This is a genomic window from Streptococcus sp. KR, assembly GCF_002238115.1.
Lineage (GTDB): Bacteria > Bacillota > Bacilli > Lactobacillales > Streptococcaceae > Streptococcus.
In genome coordinates this window covers 1-270 of sequence record NZ_NGVM01000263.1, presented here as the reverse complement: position 1 = coordinate 270, position 270 = coordinate 1, and the positions used below count along the sequence as shown (strand labels likewise).

The 270-nt window shown below is 40.0% G+C and carries 1 pseudogene; it reads left to right on the top strand.

The features are described 5' to 3' along the window. Positions 1-270: pseudogene (locus CBI42_RS11870) on the top strand (M23 family metallopeptidase); the annotation flags it as partial.

Here is a 270-nt window from a genome sequence, read left to right as displayed (position 1 = left end):
CCAAAAAAGTCAGTAGGAAAGCCAAAACTTTTCTTTATGTCCTTGGACGTGAAGGTGGAGAGTTAGCTTCAGAAAATGAAGATTTAGAAGGCTATCGCACACTTCAAGAGACAATTAGAAAAGGGAAACGCTACAGTCGCCTTTCTTATAACCTTGGAAAAGCTAGTGTCAAAACAGGACAAGCAACAGGTCGTTTTACCAAGAAAAGACTGACCAACACAAAAGAGCGATACCATCATTTTAAGGATGGAAAAGGATGGAAACTAGCGA